At 60.0% G+C, this 16,257-nt stretch carries 18 protein-coding genes; 6 read left to right on the top strand and 12 right to left on the bottom strand.

The features are described 5' to 3' along the window. Window positions 1–5: 5 nt before the first annotated feature. From arsH to ACSUZJ_RS13930, 6 genes are all read right to left on the bottom strand, one after another. Window positions 6–722, bottom strand: a complete 717-nt coding sequence (gene arsH / locus ACSUZJ_RS13955) for an arsenical resistance protein ArsH (RefSeq protein ID WP_499409055.1) — start codon at window positions 720–722, stop codon at window positions 6–8. Continuing rightward, window positions 719–1,141, bottom strand: coding sequence for an arsenate reductase (glutaredoxin) (arsC, locus tag ACSUZJ_RS13950; protein ID WP_499409053.1), 423 nt, complete (start codon window positions 1,139–1,141; stop codon window positions 719–721). The genes arsH and arsC overlap by 4 nt, the downstream gene beginning before the upstream one ends. A 13-nt stretch (window positions 1,142–1,154) precedes the next feature. Beyond that, the gene (locus ACSUZJ_RS13945) at window positions 1,155–2,435 is read right to left on the bottom strand and encodes an arsenic transporter (RefSeq protein ID WP_499409051.1); all 1,281 of its coding nucleotides are present in this window, start codon (window positions 2,433–2,435) and stop codon (window positions 1,155–1,157) included. Between the two features lie 89 nt (window positions 2,436–2,524). After that, window positions 2,525–3,004 (bottom strand): arsenate reductase ArsC, encoded by a 480-nt coding sequence (locus tag ACSUZJ_RS13940; RefSeq protein ID WP_499409049.1) that lies wholly within the window; start codon window positions 3,002–3,004, stop codon window positions 2,525–2,527. Window positions 3,005–3,037: 33 nt separating this feature from the next. Continuing rightward, window positions 3,038–3,382, bottom strand: coding sequence for an ArsR/SmtB family transcription factor (locus tag ACSUZJ_RS13935; protein ID WP_499409047.1), 345 nt, complete (start codon window positions 3,380–3,382; stop codon window positions 3,038–3,040). Window positions 3,383–3,427: 45 nt separating this feature from the next. Further along, window positions 3,428–3,949 carry an arsenate reductase ArsC gene (locus ACSUZJ_RS13930; protein ID WP_499409045.1) on the bottom strand — a complete coding sequence of 174 codons (522 nt, stop codon included), beginning with the start codon at window positions 3,947–3,949 and terminating at the stop codon, window positions 3,428–3,430. Between the two features lie 245 nt (window positions 3,950–4,194). On the opposite strand from ACSUZJ_RS13930, the gene ACSUZJ_RS13925 reads away from it, so the two are divergent. From ACSUZJ_RS13925 to cap2-3, 4 genes are all read left to right on the top strand, one after another. Further along, entirely contained in the window at window positions 4,195–4,761 is a 567-nt protein-coding gene (locus ACSUZJ_RS13925) for a recombinase family protein (protein WP_499409043.1), read from the top strand. Window positions 4,762–4,837: 76 nt separating this feature from the next. Continuing rightward, the gene (locus ACSUZJ_RS13920) at window positions 4,838–5,305 is read left to right on the top strand and encodes a hypothetical protein (protein ID WP_499409041.1); all 468 of its coding nucleotides are present in this window, start codon (window positions 4,838–4,840) and stop codon (window positions 5,303–5,305) included. Further along, complete coding sequence (locus ACSUZJ_RS13915) at window positions 5,227–5,934, top strand: hypothetical protein (RefSeq protein ID WP_499409039.1); 708 nt, start codon at window positions 5,227–5,229, stop codon at window positions 5,932–5,934. The genes ACSUZJ_RS13920 and ACSUZJ_RS13915 overlap by 79 nt, the downstream gene beginning before the upstream one ends. Beyond that, window positions 5,931–8,162: an anti-phage 6A-MBL system cap2_3 protein gene (gene cap2-3, locus ACSUZJ_RS13910; RefSeq protein WP_499409037.1), complete on the top strand. Its 2,232-nt coding sequence runs from the start codon at window positions 5,931–5,933 to the stop codon at window positions 8,160–8,162. The genes ACSUZJ_RS13915 and cap2-3 overlap by 4 nt, the downstream gene beginning before the upstream one ends. A gap of 396 nt (window positions 8,163–8,558) precedes the next feature. Here the strand turns inward: cap2-3 and ACSUZJ_RS13905 are convergent, their stop codons facing one another. From ACSUZJ_RS13905 to ACSUZJ_RS13880, 6 genes are all read right to left on the bottom strand, one after another. Beyond that, window positions 8,559–9,716 (bottom strand): acyltransferase family protein, encoded by a 1,158-nt coding sequence (locus ACSUZJ_RS13905; RefSeq protein ID WP_499409035.1) that lies wholly within the window; start codon window positions 9,714–9,716, stop codon window positions 8,559–8,561. Window positions 9,717–9,902: 186 nt separating this feature from the next. Continuing rightward, a complete protein-coding gene (locus ACSUZJ_RS13900) occupies window positions 9,903–12,275 on the bottom strand; it encodes a heavy metal translocating P-type ATPase (protein ID WP_499409033.1) in 2,373 nt (790 codons plus the stop codon). 87 nt (window positions 12,276–12,362) lie between these two features. Further along, a complete protein-coding gene (locus ACSUZJ_RS13895) occupies window positions 12,363–12,569 on the bottom strand; it encodes a heavy-metal-associated domain-containing protein (RefSeq protein ID WP_313704779.1) in 207 nt (68 codons plus the stop codon). Window positions 12,570–12,735: 166 nt separating this feature from the next. Then, window positions 12,736–13,458, bottom strand: coding sequence for a DUF305 domain-containing protein (locus tag ACSUZJ_RS13890; RefSeq protein WP_499409030.1), 723 nt, complete (start codon window positions 13,456–13,458; stop codon window positions 12,736–12,738). 44 nt (window positions 13,459–13,502) lie between these two features. Next, entirely contained in the window at window positions 13,503–14,177 is a 675-nt protein-coding gene (locus tag ACSUZJ_RS13885; protein ID WP_313706994.1) for a PEP-CTERM sorting domain-containing protein, read from the bottom strand. Between the two features lie 611 nt (window positions 14,178–14,788). Next, window positions 14,789–15,190, bottom strand: a complete 402-nt coding sequence (locus tag ACSUZJ_RS13880; RefSeq protein WP_313706993.1) for a DUF305 domain-containing protein — start codon at window positions 15,188–15,190, stop codon at window positions 14,789–14,791. Window positions 15,191–15,395: 205 nt separating this feature from the next. On the opposite strand from ACSUZJ_RS13880, the gene ACSUZJ_RS13875 reads away from it, so the two are divergent. Then, window positions 15,396–15,812, top strand: coding sequence for a hypothetical protein (locus ACSUZJ_RS13875; RefSeq protein WP_313706992.1), 417 nt, complete (start codon window positions 15,396–15,398; stop codon window positions 15,810–15,812). A 107-nt stretch (window positions 15,813–15,919) separates the two neighbouring features. Beyond that, a complete protein-coding gene (locus ACSUZJ_RS13870; RefSeq protein ID WP_313706991.1) occupies window positions 15,920–16,243 on the top strand; it encodes a hypothetical protein in 324 nt (107 codons plus the stop codon). Window positions 16,244–16,257: the final 14 nt, after the last annotated feature.

The raw sequence follows: 16,257 nt of genomic DNA, 5'->3' as shown, positions 1-16,257 counted from the left end.
AATCGTTAGATCTTGGTGACTAATGTCGAGATGTATTTAACATGCCGTTCATTGCGTTCGCTGTAGCGGTCCGTCAGGTAGTCCGTCCGACCGCGCATCAGGAGCGTGATCTTGAAGAGTTCTTCCATTACGTCGACCACGCGGTCGTAGTAGGCCGAGGGCCGCATGCGGCCGGCCTCGTCAAACTCCTTATAGGCCATCGGCACCGAAGACTGGTTCGGGATCGTGAACATCCTCATCCAGCGGCCCAGCAACCGCAGGGTGTTGACGACGTTGAACGACTGCGAGCCGCCGCACACCTGCATGACGGCGAGCGTCCGCCCCTGGCTCGGCCGGATCGCGCCCATTTCCAGCGGAATCCAGTCGATCTGGTTCTTCATCACCGCCGTGATCGCACCATGCCGCTCCGGGCTGCACCACACCTGGCCTTCCGACCACAGGCACAGCTCGCGCAGTTCGACCACCTTCGGATGCGTCTCAGGCACGCTGCCGACCATCGGCAGTTCCATGGGATCGAAGATCTTCACTTCGGCGCCGAAGTGCTCGAGGATACGTGCGGCCTCCTCGGTGAGGAAACGGCTAAACGAGCGCTCGCGCAACGAACCGTACAGCAGCAGGATCCGGGGCGGATGGTTCATGTCGCCGACAGGGGCCAGCTTCTCGACCGTAGGCTGGTCCAGCAGCTCGGGCTTGACGTTCGGAAGATTCGGAATCGGATTCATTTCACGCGCCTGCCTTCCTGGTCGACGACGGGCTCGCCATCTTCCTTGTTGAATGCGCCGCGCTGCGCTGCCGGCAAAATGTCGAGCACGACTTCGGATGGTCGGCATAGGCGAACGCCGGCCGGCGTGACCACGATCGGGCGGTTGATCAGGATCGGATGCGCGATCATCGCATCGATCAGCTGCTCGTCCGTGACCGCCGGGTCATCGAGGCCAAGTTCATGGTACGGCGTCCCCTTCTCGCGGATGACGCCACGCACCGGCAAACCGGCGCGCTGGATCAGGTCGACCAGCGTCGCGCGGTCGGGTGGATGCTTGAGGTACTCGATGACGGTGGGCTCGATGCCGGCGTTGCGAATCAGTCCCAGCGTATTGCGGGACGTGCCGCAGTCCGGGTTATGGTAGATGGTGACGTCCATGTCGTGCTCCTTTTTAGCTCAGGCGTAGCGCGAGCGCGCTCAGTGTGACCAGCAAGATTGGCAGCGTCAGCACGATGCCGATGCGGAAGTAGTAGCCCCAGGAAATCTGGATGTTCTTGGTCGACAGCACGTGTAGCCACAACAGGGTAGCCAAGCTGCCGATCGGCGTGATCTTGGGGCCGAGGTCGGCGCCGATGACGTTCGCGTAGACCATCGCTTCACGAACGACACCCTGCGTCGACGTGGCATCGATCGCCAGGGCACCGACCAGCACGGTCGGCATGTTGTTCATGATGGACGAGAGGATCGCCGTGATGAAGCCGGTACCCAGTGCCGCGCCCCAAACGCCGTGCTCGGCACACTGGTTGAGCAAGGCGGTCAGGTAGTTCGTCAGCCCCGCGTTACGCAAGCCGTACACAACCAGGTACATCCCGAGCGAAAACACGACCACTTGCCAGGGCGCGCTGAGCAGCACGGCCCGGGTAGAGATCTTGTGCCCGCGCGCCGCGACGGCGAGCAAGACGGCGGCGCCGACGGCCGCGACAGCGCTGATCGGGATGCCGATCTCGTCCAGCCAGAAGAAGCCGGCGAGCAGCATCGCCAGCACCCACCAACCGGTCAGGAAGGTAGCCTGGTCGTGAATGGCTTCTTGCGGACGCTTCAACTGTGCCAGGTCGTAATCGGCAGGGATGTCCTTGCGGAAGAACCAGACGAGGGCGCCGAGCGTCGCGGCGACCGATACCACGTTCACCGGCACCATGACGGCCGCGTAGCGCGCGAAGCCGATGCCGAAGTAGTCGGCCGAGACGATGTTCACGAGGTTCGAGACGACCAGCGGCAGGCTGGCCGTGTCGGCGATGAAGCCGGCGGCCATCACGAACGCCAACGTCGCCTTGGGCGAGAAGCGCAACGCGAGCAACATCGCCACGACGATCGGGGTTAGGATCAGCGCGGCGCCATCGTTGGCGAACAGCGCAGCCACCGCGGCGCCCAGCAAAACCAGCAGTACGAACAGGCGCTTGCCACTGCCGTTGCCCCACCGCGCCACGTGCAAAGCAGCCCATTCAAAAAAGCCGGCCTTGTCGAGGAGCAGACTGATGATGATGACGGCGACGAAGGCGCCGGTGGCGTTCCAGACGATGTGCCAGACCGTCGGGATGTCGCTGACGTGGATGACGCCGGCAAGCAGGGCCAGGACGGCGCCAACCGACGCGCTCCAGCCGATGCCAAGACCGCGCGGCTGCCAGATCACGAACGTCAGGGTCGCCAGGAAAATAAGAAATGCGATGAGCACAGGTGTTCCTTCAAACTGGTCGTGGCCGACGGCGCACGTAAAAGGCCAGGTGCAAGCCCTGGCCGTCGAAATTGTCAGACGTCGGCTGGTCAGGCTTCGATGTGCCCGATGCGATCGAGCTCGGCTTTGAAGCGGTCACGGTCGTCCTGCAGCTCGTTCAGCGGCAAGGCCAGGAAGGCTTCGATCCGCGCGCGTAGCGTGGCGTAAGCCTTCTCGAACGCCGTGCTGATCTCTTCTTCGGTGCCGATGACGTGGCCAGGATCGTCGACGCCCCAATGCGTGCGCAGGACCGGACCGAGGTAGGCCGGGCACGTTTCGCCGGCGGCGCTCGAACAAACCGTGACGACGACGTCCGGCGTCACGGGCAGGTCGTTCCAGGACTTGCTGTAATAACCCTCGGTCGAGATCCCTTTGCTGTGCAGCAGCGCGACGGCGCGCTCGTTCAGCTTCCCGATCGGCTGGCTGCCGGCGCTGATGGCGTGCAAGCCGCTCGGGGCCAGATGGTTGAAGACGGCTTCGCTGATGAGGGAGCGGCACGAATTGCCGGTGCACAGAAAAAGTACGTTCACGATAAACCTTTGATCAGGGTGGAAAAATTAGAGTTAGAGGGAAGCGGTCTCGGCGCTGGTGTCACACGTTGAACCTGTGACCGGCGAGCACGGGTTGCCGCCGCAGCAGTTCGCGGTCAGGAAGCCCAAAAGGGCATTCATGGTGTCGAAGTTCGCCACGTAGATGATGAAGCGGCCTTCCTGGCGCGGTACCGCCAGGTTGGCGTGGGTGAGCTCTTTCAAGTGGAACGACAGCGATGACGGCGCCATTTGCAGCGCTTCGGCGATTCGGCTTGCCGACATCCCTGCCGGTCCAGCTTGCACGAGCAGGCGGAAGGTTGCGAGCCGCGACTCCTGGGCCAGGGCGGCAAGGGCGGCTAAGACTTGTTTGGTTTCCATTGCGAAGTCCGTAATTGATTGCTCGGCCAGCCTTGAATCGGCTGCTTACTCAGCCGTATTCGTCAGTCCAACCGGTTGACCGATGGCATTGACTTGCTTTTCGATCGCCAGGCGCGACAGTGTTTCGAAAGGGAGCATCGAAAAAACGTCGAGCCGGTTCTTGATCTCGCGGCAAGTCTTCGCGAAGAGTTGCCGGTGCGCCTGTTCGGTGCCCGTGAACGCGGCCGGATCCTCAAAGCTCCAGTGTGCCGTGATCGGGCGGCCTGGCCAGCTCGGGCAAACTTCGCCGGCCGCCTTGTCACATACGGTGATCACGAAATCCATGTGAGGGGCATCCTGCGCAGCAAATTCGTCCCAGCTTTTGCTGCGCAGGTCCGTGACGGGAAAACCGAGCCGTTCGATTTGCTCAAGCGCGAAAGGATGGACCGAGCCGGCGGGATGGCTCCCAGCGCTGTAGGCGCGAAAACGACCGGTGCCCGTGGCGTTCAGCACCGCCTCGGCAATGATGCTCCGCGAGGAGTTCCCGGTGCAGAGGAAAAGTACGTTGAAACTTCTGTGGTCAGGCATGTGGGTCTCCTATTCGCCATCGAGTCAATGATACGACAATTCCAAATTTATAGAAATATCGTTACAGCCTGATGACAGGACTGCGACTTTCATCAGCGTATTTGTCAGACTAAGGCATACCCTAACCTGATGTCAGGATAAGCCGGATTGATCAGTCAGGATAGGGTCCGGTTTATAGTTTCTTGACAGATGCCGCGAAGGGTCTTAGAGTTCCCCTGACACTTTCGGCTATTTGGAGACACATCTTGCACGGTCAGCGCATTGGCTATATTCGGGTCAGCAGCTTCGAGCAAAATCCAGAACGCCAACTCGACAACGTCCAGCTGGACAAGCAATTCATAGACAAGGCGTCGGGTAAGGACACTCTGAGGCCGCAACTTGATGCCATGCTGTCGTTCGCGCGCGAGGGCGACACAGTGGTGGTGCACAGTATGGATCGCTTGGCCCGCAACCTGGACGACCTGCGCCGCCTGGTACAGCAGCTCACCAAGCGCGGCATTCGTATCGAGTTCGTTAAAGAGTCTCTGACTTTCACCGGCGAGGATTCACCGATGGCGAACTTGCTGCTATCGGTCATGGGGGCGTTCGCCGAATTCGAGCGGGCGCTGATCCGCGAGCGACAGAGGGAGGGGATCGCACTGGCCAAGCAACGCGGTGCATACCGTGGCCGCAAGAAGGCGTTGGTCGACGACCAAGTTGTCGAGCTGCGTCGCCGTGCCGCCGCTGGCGAGCAGAAATCAACGCTTGCGCGTGAGTTCGGCATCAGTCGGGAGACCCTGTACCAATACCTGAAAGTGACACTTGCGCCTTGACTCGGCTGGCCCGTTCAACTGCTGCGCCCGAGTGGCTTAGCGCCCGATTTTTTCCGTTTTCCCTGATCACCCCATCTTGAACAACGGACGGCGGATTCTCTTCGACTTTAACCACTCTTCTGCATCGGAAAACGCCGAACGCCCGGAAATAAACTTAAAAGCCGAATTGAGGGCGGAACTCACCGCTGCCGGCCGCGACTACTTCGATGTGGTCGCATTTACTCACGCCGATCTGGACCACATTCAGGGCAGTACCGAATTTTTCGAGCTGTTGCACGCCAAGAAATATCAGGGCGATGATCGGATAAAGATCCAGGAGCTTTGGATGCCGGCTGCGATGCTTTTGGAAACCGCTGACAACGATAGTCAGATGAACGAGTTCGTCCTCTTACGCCAAGAGGGCAGGCACCGACTCCTCGAAGGAAGAGGCATCAAGGTCTTCTCTCAGCCCCAGGCCCTCATTGATTGGCTGACCCCGAAATTGAAGGAGCGGGTGAAAGCCCAGATGCACGCGACCACCTGTTCGTTGACGCGGGCACGCTAGTCGATGGTTTTTCATTGGAAGACGATAAAGTCGAGTTCTTTTGCCACTCGCCGTTTATCAAGCATTGTGACGATGGCGACATAATCCGTAACGAAGCATCGCTGGTATTCAACGTTCGCTTCGACGCTGATGGCGAAATTTACGATTATTTGGAGGTCGGCGACGCAACTTGGGAAAGCCTTGGCGACATTGTCGATACAACGAAGTATCACGACAATATGGGTCGTTTGGCATGGGATATCTACAATATCCCTCATCACTGTAGTTACTTGGCGCTGAGTGACGACAAGGGAGACAAGAAGACGGTTCCAAAACCCAAGGTACAAGAGATACTTGATGCTGGGCGGAAAGGTGCCTACATCGTTAGCTGCAGTTGCCCCTGCACTGACGTAAAAGAGTCTTACGAACAGAAACAGCCGCCGCACATACAGGCGCGCAAGGCTTATGAGGAAAGCCTCGAGGCGGTAAAAGGCCGAAAATTTTTGGTGACAATGGAAGAACCCAATGCCAACAAACCAGAGCCAATCATCTTCGAATTAACTTCCGAAGGGAATGCCTGGATCAAATCTACCGCCGTTGGTGCGGTCGGCGCAGCGGTTTCAACCCCGTCCCGCGCAGGCAAAAAGTGACGGCGTACTACGGGTTTCCAGGCGCGGTTTCTATAGCTCCTGCTGATCTGCAGTTAGAGCGTGCACGAGGGCTTTTCCAAGCCGTCCGGCATGACGTGGACTGTAGGCTCGTTGACTGTTGGCGAACTGAGGATGGCGCAAGAGAAATTATCGTCGTCGACCTCGAATCGCACGGTGTTCCGACCCGCTGCCGCGTTGGCATTGAGTATTCCGAAAGAATTGCATTTGTGGTGTGGCGAAATCCACGCTATCTAGTAGATGCCCTCGCTCTGCGCAGAGACTTTCCGGCGCTCCTGCACCAGAACCAGACTTTACCCGACACGCCACGAGATCTTTGTCTGTATTACGAGCCTACAGCAACAGTCATCAGAACATGGACTCCGCAGCGGTTCATACGCCGAGTCAAGTGGTGGTTGGCCTCGAGTGCGACGGGAACTCTACATGCAGCCGATCAGTTGCCGGAAATTCTGTTCTTCAATTCAGACGACGAACTGGTTGTTCCCAGTAATTTCGACGAACTAATCGCGCAAGGACAGAAATTCACAATATCGGCGTCAGAACAGCACGCAGGCGGTGGAAAAACGTACGTCCTCACTACGACGGCTGAGTCCACCGAACTGGCAGCAGAGCCTATTCAGGTCATGTTGCCTCCGGTGGTTCACGGAAGTATCGAAGATACCCCGCAATCGATGGAAGCGCTTGCTCGCATATTGCACTCTAAAGGTGTGGACGTACTCGGTTTGATTCGCCAACAGATTTCGAATCGCGTGTCTGAGCACGGCGCAGTGCAGCCTTTTGGCGGCGCGTACACGACAATTATTTTGCACACGCCGATGCGGCGTTCAGTGCATGAAGCACCGAGCAGAACTCTGCACCGTGCGTTCATGATCTTCGAGCCCTTTCTCGAAGTGGGACGCAAGATCGGTGCGCTGATGTTGCATGGCGGTAGATACTATCGAGAGAATGCTCTCTTCGGCAAAGCGCCTGTGTTGGAGGCCCTCGATAACATGCAGCTTGTTCAATTTGCCCTATTGCGTAAGAACGACACTGCAGCGTTCCGTGCGCAATCCGGCTTATCGGACGAAGGCGTTAAAAGTGTACTGGTCGGTGCCGGTGCACTTGGGAGCAGCCTACTCAACCTATGGGCGCGTTCTGGCTGGGGCACTTGGACTGTGATCGACAAGGACCATATCAAGCCACACAATCTCACCAGGCACGTTGCGTTCGACGGTAATATTGGCCAATCAAAAGCTAGCGTCGGCGCTCGATTGGCAAAGATGGCAACAAGGGATGAGGATCGGTTCGCACCTTTGGTTGCGGATGCCACCGCCCTTTCAAGCCCAGGAGTTGCCGGAGCTATTGGGGCAGCCGCCCTGGTTATCGATGCCTCAACGACACTGGAATACCCACGATTGGCGAGTGACGATCTTCGCCTGCCCCGACATATGTCGGTTTTCCTCACCCCAAGCGGCAAGTCATCGGTTCTGCTCGCAGAGAATGCGGATAGATCAATCCACCTTCGAACGATCGAGGCGCAGTACTATCGCGCTCTGATAGAAAACGCGTGGGGACGGCATCACCTAATCGGACACGGTGGAACGTTCTGGAGTGGCGCTAGCTGCAGGGATATTTCGTTCAGACTGTCGCTGGCGCAAGTGCAGGTACACGCGGCGAATTTAGCACAGATGGTGATTGAGTCCGCAAAGGTGGCCGATGCCAAGATTGCTGTGTGGCATCGTGACTCAGATAGCGGCGCGGTAGAAGCTTACACAGTACCTGCGTTCAAGGAAACCTTTCGCCAAGTCGCGGATTTCACGGTCTACATGGATGAGGGGCTTGAGAACGAACTGCGTGCGATGCGCTTGGCAAACCTGCCAAGCGAGACCGGGGGCATACTGCTTGGCTACCACGACCTGTCGTTGAAGCGCATCGTCATCGTGAAAGCCTGTCCAGCACCGCCAGACAGTATCGGTACCCCAGCGTCGTTTATTCGAGGAACCAGCGGGGTTGCTCAACTCATTGACGACGTTGAAGTACGCACAGCGAACATTGTTGGATATGTGGGCGAATGGCATTCCCATCCCCGAGGTCATTCCGCTAACGCCAGCAGAGATGACGTTATCCAACTGGTCGGCCTTGCGTTAGAGATGGTTGAGGATGGCTTACCCGCACTTCAGCTTATCGTTGGAGAAGCTGAAATTAATGTCGCGATCGCGGAATCGCGCTAGCAGTGTCCTCTGGGGATCTCATCCTCTGTACTTCGTAGTTCGACTCTTTCGGCTGAACGTTGGCTTGCGAAGAGCGCGGCGGATTGAGTAGGTATGTAACGCGACTAGGGTCGGGGAGGTCTTGCGAAGAAAGAAAACTTCAACGCAAATGCGCATAAATGACGCTACTGCGACCTGCCGTCTGCGATCAGGAGCGGATGTGGAGGAGCCGCCCGCTTTTCTGGCGAAGTTGCTGACAAATAGCGACCCTGACAGACACGATGCACCCGGCAACTAAGCCCAGACATGCCTGGTGTTGGTCGCACGCCTATCCGTTCAACGGGTCGGGTCGTGAGCCCAGCAGGGTGCTGGGCGGCGGTCGGCCACTTCGTGACCTTCCGCCGCCCCGTCCTGCCTTCAAGTCCGAACCGTACCGACACGCGCAAACAGCTGCGCCTTCACCCATCGACGCACGCGCCCCGTATTGGCCTCAAACGGCAGATGGAAGAAGTAGCTACCGACCACGAGCACCAGGAACATCGCCACATAGACGAGGTAATGCGACAGGATGTGGGGCGAGAGCTTGCTGGTACCGAGCAGCGACGGCATCAGGTACACCATCACGAAAATCATCGGAACGTGCAGCACATACAGGGTAAAGGAGAAATCGGCGAAGAATTTCCCGGTGCGGTCCAACCGGTCCAGCTTGGAAGACGGCTGGCGTTTGAACTGCATGCTGGACAGGAACAGTCCGAAGAGTAAGCTAAACATTAGAAACTGGGGATAGCTTTCCAGATTAAATTCGTTTGTGCCCTTCAGGCGGATGAGGACGGCGCTACCGGCGGCCAGGATCAGCAGTACCCACCGCAGGACCGGTCCCGCCTCGATCTTCACCCGCGAGAAGGCGACGCCGAGCAGCCAGATCGAGAAGTACAGGATGATCTCGGGCGTGACCAGTTGGACGATGACGCCGATCGCCAGCAGCGCCGAAGCCCGCCACGCGATCGATCTGCCTCGAAACACCAGTACCAGCAGCGGGAATAGCACGTAATACCAGGTCTCGTTGGCCAGGCTCCACAGCGGGAAGTTCTCGCCGAACGAAGGCACGAGGATCGTCTGCAGGCCAAACATGTTGCCGATGAAGGCGCTGACCGAATACGGGTTGTCTGCCGAAAACGAAACCCGGGCCGGATCGACCACGCCGACGGCGACGCCCGCGAGCAGCGCGACCACGAAGGTCGGCACCAGCACGACCCACAGGCGCGAAACCCGGTCGACCGCGTAATGCTGGAGCGCACGCTCCGAGTCCATCTTGTTGAGGAAACTTCCGCCGACCAGCCAGCCACTGAGCACGAAGAAAACCATCACGGCCAGGTAAGCGAAGCCCGTGCTGAACGCAAGCCCCACGAAGAGCACGGGCGGATTCGCTACCTCACCGAAGCCGGGATAGGTCATGGCACGCAGATGCGCCGCGGCCACCTCCAACGCCGCCCATCCCCTGAACAGCGAGATCAACATCGAATGCCAGTTGTCTTCCTGGAGATTTGTCTTCTTCAGAATCGTGATTTTCGGCATGACCGCCGCTCCTTAATGAACAAGTTCGGAGTGACGATATAACCCAACCGATGTCGATATTCTGAGCAGTCCCAAGCTGCAGGGCTTTGGCAGAGCCAAGCACCCGAAAACGCGATGCCGCGGCGCATTTTCTTGTATTGCGGCACCAAACGCCTATTTTCCCGCGCACTCCCCGGGCAGCTCCTGTTACTTCGCTGTTCCGCGCAGCCGAAGCGCGTTGGTGATAACGGACACGGAGCTCAGGCTCATCGCCAGCGCCGCAATCATCGGCGACAGCAGGCGGCCGGTGAATGGGTAAAGCAGTCCTGCGGCGAGAGGAATCCCGAGCGCGTTATAGACAAACGCGAAGGCCAGGTTCTGCCGCATGTTGCGTACCGTCTGCAGCGACAGCAGGCGCGCCCGCGCGATGCCGCGAAGGTCGCCCTTCACCAGCGTGACGTGCGCGGAGTTGATGGCGACGTCGGTGCCCGTCCCCATCGCGATGCCGACATTGGCCTTGGCCAGTGCCGGGGCGTCGTTGATGCCGTCCCCAGCCATCGCGACCGTCTTGCCCTCCCCCTGCAGGCGTTCCACCAATGCGAGCTTGTCCTGTGGCTTGACCTCGCCATAGACTTCCTCGATGCCGAGCCTTGTGCCCACCGATTTCGCGGTAGTGAGGCCGTCGCCAGTCGCCATCACGACCGTGATCCCGGCCTCCTTCAATGTCGCCAGGGCTTCGGGTGTCGTCTGCTTGACCGGATCCGATACGGCGACCAGTCCCAGGAGCTGGCGGTCGGCCGCCAGGTACATGACACTTGCGCCCTCGAGACGCAAACTTTCCGCCTGGTCTGCGAGCGGCTGCCAGGCGACCTTCTCGATATCCATGAGCGCGGTGTTACCCAGTGCAACCTGCTTGCCTTCGACCACCCCGCGCACGCCGATACCGCTGGAGGACTCGAAGCTCTCCGGCTTTGCCAGAACCAATCCGCGGCTGCGCGCCTCGGCGACGATCGCGTGGGCCAGCGGGTGTTCGCTCCCCTGGTCGATGCTGGCGGCAATCCGCAATACTTCCTGTTCGCTCCCGCCAGGCGCCGCGGCCGCCGAGTGGAACGCGGGCTTGCCTTCGGTGAGCGTACCGGTCTTGTCGACGATCAGCGTATCGACCTTGCGCAGGCCCTCGATGGCGGCGGCATCACGGAACAGGATCCCCTGCGTGGCGCCACGGCCAGTGGCTGCCATGATCGACATCGGCGTGGCCAGCCCCAGTGCGCATGGACAGGCGATGATCAGCACGGAGACCGCGTTGACGAAGCCGTACACCCAGCTTGGTTCCGGTCCGAAGAAACCCCAGCCAAGCAGCGTCAGCACGGCGATGGCCACCACGATCGTCACAAAGTAGCCGGCAACCACGTCCGCCAGGCGCTGCATTGGTGCGCGCGAGCGCTGTGCCTGCGCCACCATCTGGACGATTTGCGACAGCATGGTCTGCGCCCCTACCTTTTCCGAGCGAATGACCAGGCTGCCGCTGGTATTGATGGTGGCGCCGATCGCCTTGTCGCCCGGTCGCTTGGTGACGGGCAGCGGCTCGCCGGTCAGCATGGATTCATCGACTGCGCTTTCGCCTTCAAGGACGACGCCGTCGACGGGGACCTTCTCCCCTGGACGCACGCGCAGCGCGTCGCCGACGTGGACATGGGTCAGTGGAATATCTTCTTCGCTGCCGTCGGCATTGATGCGGCGCGCCGTCTTCGGTGCCAGGCCCAGCAGCGATTTGATCGCGGCGGATGTCTGGGAGCGCGCACGCAGCTCCAGAATCTGCCCCAGCAGGGTCAGCGAGATGATGACCGCGGCCGCCTCGTAGTAGACCCCGATACGCCCGTGCATCAGGAAAGTCTGCGGAAAAAGCCCAGGTGCGACGGTCGCGACCAGGCTGTAGCCATAGGCGGCTGCGACGCCGAGTCCTATCAGCGTCCACATGTTGGGGCTGCGATTGCGCAGCGACTGCACGCCCCGGACGAAGAACGGCCATCCGGCCCACAGCACGACCGGCGTACTCAGTACGAGCTCGATCCAGCTCTGTCCCGCCAGGCCAGCCGGGAAGAGCCGGTGTCCGGCCATCGCAAGCACGGTCACAATGACGGTCAGCGGCAGGGTCCACCAGAAGCGGCGCCTGAAATCCACCAGCTCCGGATTTTCTTCTTCTTCCAGCGACGGCAGCATGGGCTCGAGCGCCATGCCGCAGATCGGACAGTTGCCGGGCTGCGACTGCTGGACTTCGGGGTGCATCGGGCAGGTGTAGATCGTTCCTTCCGGTGCGGCCGCCGCCGGCGCGGGCTTTGCGCCACCGACGTACTGCCGGGGCGCCGCGCGGAACTTGTCCATGCATTTCGTGCTGCAGAAGTGATAGGTCGCCTCTTCGTACTGGATCTCTTTGGCTGGATCGGCTCCGACTTTCATGCCGCAGACCGGGTCGGTGAACGGCTTCTCGCCGCCCCCGTTCCCATGGTCGGCGCCGTGCCCTGAGCCATGGCCGGGATGATGTTTGGGTCCCTCGTGATCATGCTGCGACAGGTCGTTCATATTGGAATCTTTCCTGGTCTCGTACATCGAACTCGCTTCATACGTGTAGTCGATGTGTGCCGGAACTACTCCGGCACACATTCTTGCTCAAGTCCGCGCGGCTTGGCTCGCCGGATATCCGGCAGCGGTTACGGCTTCTGCGATTGCATCCGCCGTCTCCGCACTATCCACCTGGACGAGGCCGTCGTTCAGCAATACCTCGACTTTTGCCTCGGGGTCCATCGACTGCACGGCACGGGTAACCCGGGCGGCGCATCCACCGCACGACATCTTTTCTACCTTGAACGTATGCATAGCGTACCTCCTGTTTGAACGGTCTGTAAGCACTGTAAACCTTCCCATCATCGGAAGGTCAAGCGCCATGAGCGGTGACGGTCAATCTTTTTCGCCCGTCCCTCATTGCCGCCGCACGGCCTGGTAATGCGGCGGCACTGGGGGCCATTAACGTCAGGACGGTCGCTTAGAACTCGTGGTCCTTCCGCTTGTCGCCCGTCATCGGAATAAAGCCGCAGTCCGCATATTTCTTGCACAACATCTCGCGCATATCGTTGATGCCGTTCTTCTGGACAATCACGATGTTCTCGCAGTAGCGCTGCAAACCGTCATGATTGAGATCGCTCTTGACGGTGCAGTGCAGGCTGGGCGCGAGCGCGCTCAGGTGGTGATTGCTGAATGTACGCAGGAACACCTGGTTGAACTGGCTGCCTGTCGGGGTTGCCTCGAGCATGGCGATCATCCGGCGTCCATCAGGCGTGAGTTGCGGCTGGTACTGGATGCCGTACCACTCCCTGAGCATGCGCAGGGCGCGGCCAATCTCCTCACGCTGCTCACGGTTCCCCATGCGCGCCATCGACCTGATCTCGTCGTCGCTCGCCTTCGCCGGTGTTGCGGCAAAGCCCGGTGTCGGCGATGTTCCTTCCTGCGGCGCGACGATCTGCGGATCGCGCATCGGATCCGTGCCGGCCGCAAGCTCGGTCATGCGAAGTGCCGAGTAATGGTGGTTGATGATGAAGACGAGGTAGTTCTTCTCGAACTGGGCCGTGTTGCCCCTGCCGGGGCCCTCCGCATGTGCCATCCCGGCCGAAGCGGCAAGGACACCCAGGCTGAGCGCGGCGCGGCAAGCCAGTGCACGCGATTGTGCCGAAAGGGAAAAACGATTCAGTTTCAGGTTCTGTGCTTTCATGTCATGCTCCTTGATCGTGGTGGATTAGTCCATCTGGCTCTTGCTTATGCGCGGTACCGCCGCGCCCGGCGTGCAAACGCTGCTGCGGCCAGGCCCGTCAGCAACATTGCGTGGGAGGATGGTTCGGGGACCGGCGCAACACTGTCATTGGTCGCCAGGACAACATTGTTGGCAGTCGCCCAGTAAACGTTGCCTTGCTCGCCGATCGTGCGCAGTGTGATTTCGGTGAGAGCGTTGGTTGAAATGAATCCGAAGAACGCGCTCAGGGACGAGCCGTCGAGCGTGTAAGCGATCCTGTCGGATCCGCTAGCAGCGGTCAGCTCGATGGTGTGACCAGGCACGAGCGCACCGTAGGCGTCGGTTGCAAAGAAACTGCCCCCGAAGGCGAAAACATCCGGCGCAAATCCGCGGAACGTCAGCACATCGCTTGCCATCGTCGACGTCAGGAAGGTGTCGCCGTTGAATGTCGCGGGATAGAAGCCGGCATCGCTCGGACCTGCAGCGACGTGGTAACTGTAGGAGCCCGCCGTGCGCTCAAGCTCGCCTTCGACCTGGCTAGCCTCCAGGTCTTCGAAGTCATCGGTACCGGACCTCGTGGTCGTGGCGCCGAATGCCGACCTGTCGTGGACGAGAATGATGCCGGCATGGGCTGGCGTGACCATCGGTAAAAAAAGCGAAGCAATGACTATCGCACCACGAAGAAAATGGTTGCGCTTCATGTAACCCCCATCGATTGTGAGTATTTTTGGACGAACACGTTCGGACCGGCGTACCAAAGGCACGCCAGCTGTGTGTGGTCGAGGTCATGACGTCGGTGGTGCACCGCCGGAGCGCCTGGAACACTCCAGACGGGCGGCCGCACTGTCGTTCAGGCGCGCGGAGGTGGATCGGGAACGGGAGGGGTGTGAGAGGAGAAAGCCGTGATGGCCCTGGTCCAATCCTGAAGCTCAGGGGCTGGTGATGCCAGGTTCGTCACGGCGGGCAGCGGGGCAAACGGAACCATGAACTTTGCGCAGCATTGAGCAGCCGACACGCAGCAGCATTCGTCACCATCTGAATCTGGAGCATCGCCCGTCTCGGCGCATGCGTCTGTCTGGGAGTGATGCCCGATGTCAAGCATCGAGCAGGTCACTGCCGCGTTGGCGTACCCGTGGTACCCAACCATCAGACAAAGCAAATACATCACCAGTGTGCGTAGCGCAGCCATGCAAAAACTCTAACAGGACTGGCGAAGCTGGCGTGCACGATACCGTCCGGAAATCGGGTGTCGTACTTTTCGGTAGCTGGAATGGCAGCGCAGCCGGCCTGCCGCGCTGCCGGGATGAGTCACTTATTTTCCGGACGCCTGATGCTTGGCCAGCCAGTCGTCGAGCTTCTTGATTTCCTTGGTCTGATCGGAAACGATCTTCTTGGCCATCTGCTTCAGGTTCGCATCCTTACCCTTCTCGAGCTCAGCGCGGGCCATGTCGACACCGGCCTGATGGTGCGAACGCATCATCATGGCAAAGTCATGATCGTGGTCGCCAGTCATCGGCATGGAGGACATTTTCTGGTGCATCTCGTCCATGGTCTTCATCATGTCATGGCCGCCGCCGGCATGCTGCTGTGCCCCTGCGGCGGGAGCACTACCGTGCTGCGCATGGCTATTTTGCGCGAGCGTGTTTCCCGCAACGCCAAATACGAGCATGAGGCTGCCGGCTGTACAGACGATTCGTGACTGGATCTTTTTCATCTTCAGCTCCTTTTCGATGTCAAGATATCGCGCAGCAGTTGCGCCACGCGTCCAGGTCCGATCATCGTGCCAGTCGGCCCGTCGCGGCTGTGCGGTGCCACACGTTAAGGCAACATGCAGGCCGGCATGCGCGTCATCCGGCTGACTTTGGTCAAGCTTAAAGCTGTTCGAAACAGAAAAGCGTCGTGCTATACTCAGCAAATCTATGAACCGTACGCTCACGACATTTCTGGTTTGGCTCCTGATGGCCGTGCTTCCGCTCCACGCGGCAGCCGCTGCCGCCAGCATGTCGTGCGTGCCGGCCAATCCGCCAGCGAAAGCGGTTGCCACGATCGACCATACGTCGCACCTGGGGCTGGACGACGCGGATGCCCAGCACGGCGGGCACGCGGCAGCAAAGGCGACTGCGGTTTTCGGCGGCGATGGCCATCATGCCGAGGCGAAAAAGTCCGGCCACTCATCGTGCAGCGCCTGCTCGGCATTGTGTGCAGGTGCGGCTGCGCCTCCTTCATTTTCTCTTCCACTTCCCGCTTATGACGGGTCCGAGCCGGTGATCGTGCCTCGCGCCGATTTCGTTGCCGGTTTCATCCCCGACGGTCTCCAACGCCCTCCCCGGCAATAAATCCGCTTGATCGACCAGGACACCCGCCGGCGCCAAATTGCCGCGGCGGTTTGTCCTGAGCTCCGGTGCGCGCCTGCGCACCCTGTTACCGATTTCGAGGATTGACAATGAAACTCAAGCTGTGGGTTGCCTTTGGCACCCTGCTCACTGCTGCGCTTGGAGCACAGGCCCAGCAGAACTCCCGTACGCCCGACCCGGCCGATCCATCCGTCGCCGTGCCAGCCACCGTTTATGCGTCGGCCATGAGCGGCTATACGCCTGCTATGAAGGATGGCGTACCGCCACCCGACAAGTCGTGGCGCGCCGCCAACGATGCCGTGGGTGGCCAGACCGCGCATGCGGGCCACCAATCGCCGGCTCCCGCCCCCGGTGACGCGCCGCGCCGCGCCGAGCCCGCCGCGGCGTCCGCCGAACAACACAAGCATCACTGAGGCGAGACCGAACA

This window comes from Telluria sp. B2 (genome assembly GCF_051789535.1).
Classification (GTDB): Bacteria; Pseudomonadota; Gammaproteobacteria; order Burkholderiales; family Burkholderiaceae_D; genus Telluria.
The sequence above is the reverse complement of the archived record's forward strand: the minus strand, read 5'-3'. Positions and strand labels throughout refer to the sequence as shown.

Excerpts from the sequence above, each read along its gene's own strand:
- arsH (WP_499409055.1), bottom strand. The coding sequence starts at position 722 with ATGAATCCGATTCCGAATCTTCCGAACGTCAAGCCCGAGCTGCTGGAC.
- arsC (WP_499409053.1), bottom strand. The coding sequence starts at position 1,141 with ATGGACGTCACCATCTACCATAACCCGGACTGCGGCACGTCCCGCAAT.
- ACSUZJ_RS13935 (WP_499409047.1), bottom strand. The coding sequence starts at position 3,382 with ATGGAAACCAAACAAGTCTTAGCCGCCCTTGCCGCCCTGGCCCAGGAG.
- ACSUZJ_RS13930 (WP_499409045.1), bottom strand. The coding sequence starts at position 3,949 with ATGCCTGACCACAGAAGTTTCAACGTACTTTTCCTCTGCACCGGGAAC.
- ACSUZJ_RS13905 (WP_499409035.1), bottom strand. The coding sequence starts at position 9,716 with ATGCCGAAAATCACGATTCTGAAGAAGACAAATCTCCAGGAAGACAAC.
- ACSUZJ_RS13900 (WP_499409033.1), bottom strand. The coding sequence starts at position 12,275 with ATGAACGACCTGTCGCAGCATGATCACGAGGGACCCAAACATCATCCC.
- ACSUZJ_RS13895 (WP_313704779.1), bottom strand. The coding sequence starts at position 12,569 with ATGCATACGTTCAAGGTAGAAAAGATGTCGTGCGGTGGATGCGCCGCC.
- ACSUZJ_RS13890 (WP_499409030.1), bottom strand. The coding sequence starts at position 13,458 with ATGAAAGCACAGAACCTGAAACTGAATCGTTTTTCCCTTTCGGCACAA.
- ACSUZJ_RS13885 (WP_313706994.1), bottom strand. The coding sequence starts at position 14,177 with ATGAAGCGCAACCATTTTCTTCGTGGTGCGATAGTCATTGCTTCGCTT.
- ACSUZJ_RS13880 (WP_313706993.1), bottom strand. The coding sequence starts at position 15,190 with ATGAAAAAGATCCAGTCACGAATCGTCTGTACAGCCGGCAGCCTCATG.
- ACSUZJ_RS13875 (WP_313706992.1), top strand. The coding sequence starts at position 15,396 with ATGAACCGTACGCTCACGACATTTCTGGTTTGGCTCCTGATGGCCGTG.
- ACSUZJ_RS13870 (WP_313706991.1), top strand. The coding sequence starts at position 15,920 with ATGAAACTCAAGCTGTGGGTTGCCTTTGGCACCCTGCTCACTGCTGCG.